Source organism: Xenorhabdus eapokensis (assembly GCF_001908105.1).
On sequence record NZ_MKGQ01000102.1, the window covers coordinates 1 to 1657 of the forward strand.

Consider the following 1657-nt stretch of genomic DNA (forward strand, 5'->3'; position numbering starts at 1 on the left):
GGGAACAAAACAGAAACGCCAATATCGGATGGAACAGACCGCGGGCCAACGAAGACGACCACACCGGTACAGGAGAGTGATTTCCGGGATTATATTCTGGTTTTCCCGATTGAGGGTGTGCCGGCGGTTTATGTTTATTTGAGTGTTTCACTTAAATGGGGAAACCCGAAAAGTAAACCTACATATGGTCATACCTTTTCTGAACATGGTCAAAAGCTAAAACCGAATCAATTAGCTGACCGTGCAAGAGCTAAAGGTCATCAAGTGGGACAATACCTTGATGATCAAGCCGCCGCAGACTTTATTACAGAAGTAGCTCAGAAAGGAGCAGGTGTTCACGATGTCCCATTACCAACAACTGTAAAAGGTAGAGGTTATTTACCTGATGGAACAGAAATAACACCAAATATGTCAAGAGTGATTGTAAAATCAGATGGTTCTGTTAGAACATCATTTCCATATAACTCTTCACATCCGAATTAAATTAGAAGGACAATATAATGAATACAATAGAACGTATATGCAAAGATCTAGGATTACCCAAAGGGGATAGATTTACTCAAGATTGGGGGCTTGAATTACCAGAAAAATACCGAACTAAAGAGTGGTTGAATAAATATATAACTGCTTATTCAAACAATAATTATTCTAAAATGGAAAAGAATATACTAATGGAACTAATGTTAGATATTGCAAATGATTTTTTAACTCAAAATGTACGTTGTGATGATGAGTCAGTTATAAATGTGCTCAACTTGCTTTCAAATAACCATCAATATCACTCACAATTAATTGATTATTGGTCGTTAGATGAAGAGTCGTTGGAAGATTGTTTTGCATTGACTCCAAAAATAAGAGAAATAAAAAATAGGCTGTATAATCTTTCATAATTGTAGGATGTTGCATTACTCTTCACACTATGAGGAGTAATGCAAAAATTTCACCTATCATTTCAAATGGAATCAGGGTTAACACATGAAGGTTTTTGGCTCGAAAAATGAGTTTACATAGAACAAAATTAGATTATTTTATGTACATCACAACACAGATATTCAGTCTTTATAAATTAATAACAATCATTTTGTGCATTTAATAATCACTCATGTGTAACCATTGTAAATGGAATAGACTGTGGATCGAATATCACACCAGATATAGATGGGCATAACGTTGCCAATGGCTGGAAAATGATGGATAAAAAAGGTAAAAGGATGGGTGCTTATGATAGTAAACTAAATAGGATTAAGGATTAAATCATGTTTGATATTGTAACAAAAAATTCTATTATTGAATTTTTCGAAGAGCCGGCTTTACCATCATCAATAATCATAAATGATTTTAAAGAGGAATTCTATCTACCAATAACCTATTGGAATATAAATGATTATAAAAAAAGCTGGTTTAAGTCTCTTAAAGAAGGTCTATATAAAAAAGATCATGCAGCGTTAGCTGTCTCTATGTATGAGCCTAGTAGTGTCAATTTTATTTTTATATGGATAATTTATTTCAAAGAACAAGAGGTTTTTATACAAAATCAAACTTTATTTATAGATGATTACCCCGGTTTTTCTCCTGATAGAATAAATGATTTCATAGAGCCTCGCTATACAGAAACTGAGGATGGGAACAAAATATCTGAATGGAAAACAGATCTAAA

The 1657-nt window shown here is 33.4% G+C and carries 3 protein-coding genes; all 3 read left to right on the forward strand.

Annotated elements, in window-relative coordinates; genetic code table 11:
- A partial coding sequence (locus Xedl_RS19480) for an S-type pyocin domain-containing protein (protein WP_208605106.1) occupies positions 1 to 483 on the forward strand: 483 nt, incomplete at its 5' end.
- A 17-nt stretch (positions 484 to 500) separates the two neighbouring features.
- Positions 501 to 890 (forward strand): hypothetical protein, encoded by a 390-nt coding sequence (locus tag Xedl_RS19485; RefSeq protein WP_074025365.1) that lies wholly within the window; start codon positions 501 to 503, stop codon positions 888 to 890.
- A gap of 366 nt (positions 891 to 1256) precedes the next feature.
- On the forward strand, positions 1257 to 1657 hold a 401-nt coding region (locus Xedl_RS19495), incomplete at its 3' end, for a hypothetical protein (protein ID WP_074025367.1).